Annotated in this window: 7 protein-coding genes; 1 reads left to right on the forward strand and 6 read right to left on the reverse strand. The window is 39.7% G+C overall.

The annotated features are described in order from the left end of the window. Window positions 1-140: 140 nt before the first annotated feature. Window positions 141-1,205, forward strand: coding sequence for a hypothetical protein (locus tag PP181_RS07495; protein ID WP_246160781.1), 1,065 nt, complete (start codon window positions 141-143; stop codon window positions 1,203-1,205). Window positions 1,206-1,367: 162 nt separating this feature from the next. Here PP181_RS07495 and PP181_RS07500 read toward each other — a convergent pair whose 3' ends face one another. The 6 genes from PP181_RS07500 to PP181_RS07525 form a co-directional block, all read right to left on the reverse strand. Continuing rightward, complete coding sequence (locus tag PP181_RS07500) at window positions 1,368-2,426, reverse strand: nucleoid-associated protein (RefSeq protein WP_154916781.1); 1,059 nt, start codon at window positions 2,424-2,426, stop codon at window positions 1,368-1,370. Window positions 2,427-2,525: 99 nt separating this feature from the next. Then, on the reverse strand, window positions 2,526-3,023 hold the full coding sequence (locus PP181_RS07505; protein ID WP_272636607.1) for an IS1096 element passenger TnpR family protein: 498 nt from the start codon (window positions 3,021-3,023) through the stop codon (window positions 2,526-2,528). 27 nt (window positions 3,024-3,050) lie between these two features. After that, window positions 3,051-4,085: a COX15/CtaA family protein gene (locus PP181_RS07510; RefSeq protein ID WP_272636608.1), complete on the reverse strand. Its 1,035-nt coding sequence runs from the start codon at window positions 4,083-4,085 to the stop codon at window positions 3,051-3,053. 106 nt (window positions 4,086-4,191) lie between these two features. After that, entirely contained in the window at window positions 4,192-6,102 is a 1,911-nt protein-coding gene (locus PP181_RS07515; RefSeq protein WP_272636609.1) for an OmpA family protein, read from the reverse strand. A gap of 10 nt (window positions 6,103-6,112) precedes the next feature. Beyond that, window positions 6,113-7,060, reverse strand: coding sequence for a PorP/SprF family type IX secretion system membrane protein (locus tag PP181_RS07520; RefSeq protein ID WP_272636610.1), 948 nt, complete (start codon window positions 7,058-7,060; stop codon window positions 6,113-6,115). Window positions 7,061-7,062: 2 nt separating this feature from the next. Continuing rightward, window positions 7,063-8,321, reverse strand: a 1,259-nt coding sequence (locus PP181_RS07525; protein ID WP_272636611.1) for a gliding motility-associated C-terminal domain-containing protein, incomplete at its 5' end; no start/stop codon positions are given.

The following is an 8,321-nucleotide window of genomic DNA, read 5'->3' on the forward strand; positions in this document are numbered from 1 at the left end:
GGTATCTGCAAGCTTTATTGTAGTATGGTTATTAGTAAACCCAATGATTTCAACTGCTTATCGATAAAAGGAGTCGTTTACCTTAGTGTCCTGTTTGTTGTATCTTTAGGGGACAATTCAGTGCTATGGAAGAAAAATTGATGTCGAAAAAAAAGCCGGCCTATCCCGTTAGCGAGGCCTTGGACGGTTATCTAAAACACTACAACCGGAAAAGCGAAATTCCGATATTTTATGATGATTTGCTCCGATTTTCAGGCTCGGTCGTGGTGTATGACAACAATGATGAGGATACCCTTTGGATACGGGTGTATTATTCCGAATTTGACCGAAAGGAAATAGACGATAGTCTTAAAAAAGTCTATTCGATTTTACATTCCGATGGTAGTAACAACATCCATCAATACCTAAATGTGGATGCGGTGGACTTTTGCACCTTTGGAAACTCCAAACCTTTTCGAATTAAGATTAGAAACATTCTGAACGACAACTTTACCTATTTCTACATAAAACGTACCGATGCCTCCCGTATCTATGGGCTGGAATTGGAGCACATGCTTTCTCCCTATAACCTTAACTTTTTGGTATACAAGGATACACTAATAGAGGAGCACATAGCAGGGATTCCGGGTGATGAGTTTATAAAGAACATGCTGCCAAAGTGTTCCGAACCTGAAAAGGCACAGCTTGCCAAGGAATTTGTCAAATTCAATGAGCGATGTATGATTCGGTTATTGGGCGATATGCGCTCTTATAACTATGTCATTGTACCCACTCATGATTTTGATCATGTGGTCTATAAGATTCGGGCCATCGATTTTGACCAACAATGTTTTGAAGGAAAACTAAAGGTATACCGACCCCAGTTTTTCAAGGAAAATTATCAAATGGTAGAAATGGTACGGGAAAAACTGCTTAGGGATTCGGTCGACCAATACAAATTGGAGGAGCGTTCCATGGTGGCCAAGCGAATTCTTAGTTCCGGAAACCGAATCAAAAAACTACGGGCAATCTGTAAGGAGGATACGATTTCTACGGAAGAGAATATCGCCCTTTTGAAGGAACAGATTGGCACCTTGACCTCTGATTCGAATTTCAGTAAATGCAAAACGATGGGCGAAGTGCTTGACCTTGCCTTAAATTTTGTACGCCGTAACTATGAGGATGTCAGTATGAAACAGATTATTGAGCAGAATATCAAAATATAGTTTTTAGTTCGTAGTTGTTAGTTTTTAGGTTGGGATACCAAAGAAATTTGGCGTGAGGAATGTAACTATATGAATTTAAGATGATTATCTTTACAACCATCAACCATCAACCATCAACCATCAACCATCAACCATCAACCATCAACCATCAACCATCAACCATCAACTTTTCTGCTCCTTGTTAAAATAGACTAGGTAGTAATACATCTGTCGCTCCTCGTCCCAACCTTTTTCCACAAATTTTTCGGCGGATTCTGGATTGATAAAATCCAATTTGATTTGGATATTCGTGTCGAGGTTTATTACGTTTTTTATCTTTTTTCGAGCATCGGAAACGGCCTTGTTGGCAATATCGAAATTGGAAACATCCTCAATACTGTATTTTGGGCCTTTCTCAACTTTGTAATGTTTAAATTCCGGTATCAGGGCCGGGTTCTCCATAACCTCGTTTAGAAAATTTGTTTCCTCAAAGGCGTCGTTCTTTGCAAAATGGTTTACGGCCCTGTTCATGAACAACACTTCTTGTTGCTTGTCTTCGGCAGGTAAAACCACGTCCTTGGCAAAGTTCTGGCAGAATTTTAAGTAGTTCTTGGTCTTGAAATTGTCATCGGACAGCGGTTCCACGCCCAAAAAGTTTTCCAACCAGTATTTTGTATCGTATTTATTACTGTCAACCGAGAGTACTTTATATCCATCTTCCTTGTTGACATTAAGGATCAGGCATCCTTTGTCCAGCTTATTTATGTTGATGCCTTGTTGGACGATAATGTCCAAATTGGATTCATTCTCCTTGAACTGTAGGAAGTCATGTTTAAGCTCGCTTTTGAATATACCCAAGGCGTCAACCTTTTCATTGTCCAAATGCACTCCTGTCAAATAGGTCACATATACCTCGCCGCTTTTAATATGGGGGTGGTTGGACTGTTCAAACAATAAGGTTGCTATTTTTTTGGAGGCCGCATGTGCATTTGAGGTATCCTGAAAAACGGTGCTGGCCAACTTGTAGAGTTCGTTGAATTCTACATCCACGTCGTTTGAGAGCTTAAAATAATTCTCCTCCTTTTCACGAAAAGGTTTAAAAAAGTATTCTTTTAATAGACCTGTAGTCTCGTCGTTTAGTGCAAACGGTTCTGCGGACAAAAATATTCCTTCGCCCTTATTTTTGTTTCCTACCCTGTGTATGGATATATGTTCGATCTGGGTGGCATATAAGTTGATCATGAAATTTTATGGTTTAAATGGATTGCTTTGAGGTAAAATGTTTTTTACTTCAACTAACAACTAACAACTAACAACTAACAACTAACAACTAACAACTAACTAATTCCAATTCTCATCAAAGTCGAGGTCGTCATAGTTTTCAAAGGTATCGTCAAAGTCGAAGGCACTGTTTTCAGATTCGAATTTTCTTTCCGGGGGCGACTCGGGCAGTTCCCCAAAGCCGAACAATACATTGGGGTAGGGTCGGCCATCTTCTTTCTCCACGATATCCGCCAGTTCCACAAAAAAGGTCCACATATTCAAGAAGTCATAAACATAGATCATTTTTGGACTGTCCTCGGTCAACACATCCTCCAAAAAAGTTTCGTTCATTAATCGAACATCAGAACCTGTTTCGCTCATATCGAAAAGGGCGATTTCCTCATCCTGTTTCCAATTTTCATCGCAGGTGTAAAAGGATGCCATTTCGTTCCCCAAAAAGCCAAAGGCTTGGGTTATCGCATTATGAAATTCCTCCAACGTATCATGGGCTTCAATTTCCAAATCCCTGAAGATATCCTCTTCGGCATCCAGTATTATCCTGATTTTATAGACCATACCTAATTAATTTGTGGGATGCCAAAGTTACAAAGAATTGAGACTTGTTTTTGGCTTAAGGGCATCTAAAACCAGATAGAACTGCACCCCGAACAAAATGGAAGCTACCACGAGATGCAACGGTTGGCTGGCAAAGGGAAAATCCAAGTAATACATGGCCATTCCTGAGAACGCCTCGACCACCAGGAGAAATAGAATCCAGACGATTTTTACATGTCCTAGATTTAGTTTGAAGATTCTGTAGGCTAAAAAGGCATTTAAAAGAATGACAATAATGGAAAAACTTCGATGTACATAAAATACCCATGTTGGGTCTGCCAGCCATAACCTCTTAGCGGTATCTCCTACCATATCAATCTGATGGTCCACAAACTGCCTGACCTGCGTGCCAAGAATTATTTGAACGATGGTCAAAATCAATGCAAAACAAGCTAAAACAAGTGTTGTTTTGTCAAAAATGATTCTCTTGTCCTCATTGTTTACCCTGTAAATAATATAAAGTAGTATTGCCACGATGATCAAGGCCATAAGCATGTGCAAGGTTATTTTTACAGGTTCCAAGACGGAATATACTACGGTGGCCCCCAGCCAGGCCTGAAAACCCATGCCAAATACTACCAGCCATGAGAAAATGGTGACTCTTTTTTGTTTTTTCCAGTAGGTGATGGAACTTAAGGCCAAAGCAAGGGTAGCCAAACCCGCTAGGGCACCAAAGAGTCGGTTAATGTATTCTATCCACGTATGCCAAGGGTTAAAAATTGCATAATCATGCTTCGTATACATCTGCCAATTAGTTTCATCAAAAGATGAAGTGGATATAAAATCCTTGGCTGCTACCCGTAATGTTTCATCCTTTATGATTACCTGACCTTTTTTATATGGGCTCTCCGGTTGCCACTGGAGTTCAGAAGCTTCCGTGGGAGGGATATAATACCCAAAACATTTTGGCCAATCCGGACAACCCATACCGCTTCCGGTCATACGTACGACCGCACCTGCTACAATGACCAGATACACTAGTATTAGTGCTAGTTTGGCAAGTTTTCTAAAGGTTATTTTCATGGTGGAGTCTTTATACAAAATTACCACTCTTTTGAAAAAATAATGGGGAAACCCCATTTTTTTCACCCAATTCACCTTTACGACAAATCAATTGAAAAATAGGGATTTAATCTACAATAATAAATTCGGAGCGTCTATTTAATTGGTGATCTTTATCAGAACATATAATACCGTTGGCACATCGGTTTATTAATTGTGTTTCACCATACCCTCTACCGGAAATTCTATTCTCGTCAATTCCTCTTGAGATGATATAGGAGACGGTTCTTTTTGCCCTTCTGTCCGATAACCATAGATTGTAATTGTCTTCCTCTCTACTATCGGTATGAGATCCAATTTCAACCTTTACCTCCGGTCTTTTCTGCATATAGGCAACGACCTTGTCCAAGTTTTCAAAAGCATCCTCCCGAAGATAGGAACTGTTGAGGTCAAAATAAATAGGATCTAATTTTAAGACCTTTACAAGATCGGCACCCAATACGGCTTTTTTGCTGCTTTCCTCCATCTCAACTTTGACATTCTTGATATATTTCTCATTTGGTGATGTGAAAAGCAAAAGTGATCCTTCTTCATAACCTTCCAGATTTCCGACAACTGAATATTGGTTTTCCTGACAAGGTATTTGTATCTCAAACTCACCTTCTCTATTGGCTATGGTTTCCCCAATGGTACCACCAGATGCATCATAAGCGGTCATTATTACGTTTGGAATCGCTTTTTCACTATCCTTATCGGTAGCTATCCCAGAAATAGTGACCATACAGTCTATGGTCTTCAGGTAATAAATGTCATCTCCTCCAATTCCACCGGGCCGATTGGAAGCAAAAAAACCGATGGTCCGCTCCTCGTCAAATACCATCGAGAAGTCATCATAGGGACTATTTATGGGATTACCGAGATTAGTAACATTATCATATTTTTTTAAATCGATAGAGAAGATGTCAAGACCACCTAACCCCTGATGACCATCCGATGCAAAATATAAAATGCCGGACTCGGAAATAAAGGGAAAAGACTCTCTACTCTCCGTATTTACTTTCGGGCCCAAGTTTTCTGGGGTTCCAAAAGAGCCGTCGGGATGTATGTCTACCACAAAAATGTCCGATGCGCCTAAAGAACCAGGCATGTCCGATGAGAAATATAATTTTGTACCCTCCTCGTTCATTGAAGGATGTGCTACGGAATACGAATCACTATTAAAGGGCAGTTCTTCAATATTCCCCCATAGACCCGAGTTTAATTTTGCACGGTAAATTTTTAACCTGCTTATTCCTTTTTTGTCCCTACTGAAACCACCTTTTTTGAAATTGTTTCTAGTGAAATAGACCGTTTTTCCATCTTTAGAAAAACTTGTGGACGATTCATTGGCCATTGATTTTAGTTCCTTATCAAAGGAGGTGGCGGTACTATATTTTCCATCGTTCGGTTTTGTAGCTTGATATAGATTCAAATAGGGGGTTGAGGTTCTTTTACTAGTTTCCAAGTCCCTTGCGGTTGAAAATATGAGCTGATTTTGATAAAAGGATGGTGCAAAGTCCGATTCCTTTGAATTGATGGAACTTAAATTTTCGACTGTGAACTCCATTGATGGTGCCATCAACTCTTTCAGATAATTTTCATCTTCGCTGTGTTTCAATGCCCTAACATCGTTCGTATTGGCTTTTTTGAACTTGTTCATCCAAATTTCGGATTCGCGGTAATTTTTGGTCGACTTTAAAGCTTGAGCATAACGATAAAAATAGTCTGAATCTATGGAACTATCGTTCAGTTCAAAAAGTTTTGAAAACCAATACGTAGCCTCATCGTATTTGGCATTTAAATAGGCCGTATTTCCAAGGTTCTTACATATTTCCTCATCAGTCAACCCTTGCTTGCTCAACTCTTCATAGGTGGACATGTTCACCATATATCCATAATGGTCAAAATTATCTTCTGCGGTCTTGGTTTTCTTTTGTGACAGAGCGAAAACCGGAAGCAGTAATAAAATCATCCCTATGTGATGTAAATTGAGTTTCATGCTTCGTATTTTAAAAGAATCGAGGGGTTAAATCGATTTTATCTTTTTTAATGAATTCATATCTCAAGAACACTTCAAAAGAGCCGTTGTTAAATTTGGTCCCACCCAATTCTGATATATCACTATCATAGGCAAGCCCCAACATGAACTCCTTTGCCATCTGAAAACCGAATAGACCACTTATAGCAGCATCCCAGCGGTATGCCGCACCAAGGGTGAATTTGTCGTTCATTAAAAAATTGGCAGATACATCCGACTGTAGCGGAGCACCTGGGGTAGCTTTCAACAAAAAGGCAGGTTTGAATTTTAACGATTCGGATAGATCAAAAACATATCCGGAAATTAGATACCATGTCATTCTATCCACCGAGACTAAATTGTCATTTCCTCCCGCGCTCTCAAAATGTTCGGTCTGTAAAATATTCGGGACAGATAGACCCGTATAGAATTTGTTGTTATGAAAATAGATTCCCGCGCCAATATTAGGGGTAAACTTTCGGTACAATTCAGTATCCGTAATTGTGTTGGCACTGGCACTGTAATTTCTCAGATTATTAAAATCAACGTTTAACAAATGACCTCCTGCTTTTAGTCCGAAGGATATTTTATCGGATTCAGAGGTGTTTATAGTGTAGGAAAATGCAGCATCAACATAAGTGTTCTGGGTGGTATTGTTGCCAATTTCGTCATGTACGATTGACAATCCCAGACCAACTCGGTCAGAGGTAGGTCCATGCACGTTTAAAGTTTGTGTGTTTGGCGCTCCGTCCCTTCCTAACCATTGGGACCTATGTAATAACGCAATACTCAGAACATCTCGGGAACCTGCATAAGCTGGATTAACCGAAAGTGTGTTGTACATATATTGGGTATACTGTGCATCTTGTTGGCTAAAACCTAACTGTACCGCCATATAAAGGGTAAAATAAAAAAGGATATTTCTTTTATTACTGCTCATACCTATCTGATTACATAGAGATATCCTGTTAACAATTTCTGTTCTCCTTGTGCTTCATATTGAATGTCATAATAGTAGACACCGGATGGAAGTTCCTCGTTTTGCATAATGGTAGTTCTGCCATTAGATATACCGTTAAATGCATTGGTAATATTTTCATAACCTTGGGTTTCCCAAACTTTTACGCCCCAGCGATTGTAAATTTTAACCGTGTTGTTTGGAAATCTTTCAATATTGATTATTTCAAAATTACCATTGATGTTGTCTCCAGGTTTAACCAAATCAAGTTCTACATATAGTTCACAAGTTGAACCTGTAGGGGGTGTTCCTCCGACAGAATCGCAAGGGTCCAATGGGTCGGTTCCATCAGATACTTCTTGTCCGTCCACCACCCCGTCACCATCGGTATCTGGATTACTAGGGTCCGTACCTATTCGTACTTCCTCATCATCCGGCAGGCCATCATTATCACTATCCGCAGTTAATGGTACGTTCTCAAATATGATAATAACCTCTCCAATTCCTGTGTTCCCCGCAATATCCGTTGCGGTTATGCTCAATATTGCTTCAGCATCTATAGTAGGAAAGCTCCCGTTATGCGGAACTTCGGTTGATGTATCTATCGCCCAAATACCATTGATATCCGTATTGATGACATAAATAATAGGAGTTGCGATATTGTCTATGGTAACGGTAATGGTAATAATTTCATTCGAGCTTCCGGAACCTAGTAAAATTGGGAAACTGTCCCTCGTAGTAAAACTCTCCACCAAAGGTGCCTCCGTATCTATGGTATATGGATGTTGTACGGATGCCGAACCTGTATTTCCATTATTATTTATAGTAGTGATTGTTCCTAGGACACTAGTATCAATGTCCGACACCAAATCGTTTCCGGATACAGAAATATTAAAATTGCCATTGGAGTCTACCGCTCCTGTATAGTTTCTGTTATTAATGGATAACGTTACGATATCTCCTTCGTTAAAATCGCCGGATACGTTACCGGTAATAGTTATGGTTTCAAGAGACTCCTGTTCATTTATAATATTGTCAGCAGTGATGGAATCAATATTGATGATAATCTGAACTGGAATTGTTTCGGTACAGTCTGCAATACCATTATTATTTAAATCTGTCTGATTTATTGATACGGTCACGATACTGAAGTCATCAGTTGTACATGGAGCTATCGCAAGTACGGTATAGGTATGTGTCCCGTCGCCGTTGTCGGTCCATATCCCGCCGGCATCCGGCAAAC

Source organism: Maribacter sp. PR66 (assembly GCF_028464205.1).
GTDB lineage: Bacteria > Bacteroidota > Bacteroidia > Flavobacteriales > Flavobacteriaceae > Maribacter > Maribacter flavus.

What these genes read in the sequence shown, in the direction of transcription:
- PP181_RS07495 (WP_246160781.1), top strand. Translation starts at nt 141, where the DNA reads ATGTCGAAAAAAAAGCCGGCCTATCCCGTTAGCGAGGCCTTGGACGGT.
- PP181_RS07500 (WP_154916781.1), bottom strand. Translation starts at nt 2,426, where the DNA reads ATGATCAACTTATATGCCACCCAGATCGAACATATATCCATACACAGG.
- PP181_RS07505 (WP_272636607.1), bottom strand. Translation starts at nt 3,023, where the DNA reads ATGGTCTATAAAATCAGGATAATACTGGATGCCGAAGAGGATATCTTC.
- PP181_RS07510 (WP_272636608.1), bottom strand. Translation starts at nt 4,085, where the DNA reads ATGAAAATAACCTTTAGAAAACTTGCCAAACTAGCACTAATACTAGTG.
- PP181_RS07515 (WP_272636609.1), bottom strand. Translation starts at nt 6,102, where the DNA reads ATGAAACTCAATTTACATCACATAGGGATGATTTTATTACTGCTTCCG.
- PP181_RS07520 (WP_272636610.1), bottom strand. Translation starts at nt 7,060, where the DNA reads ATGAGCAGTAATAAAAGAAATATCCTTTTTTATTTTACCCTTTATATG.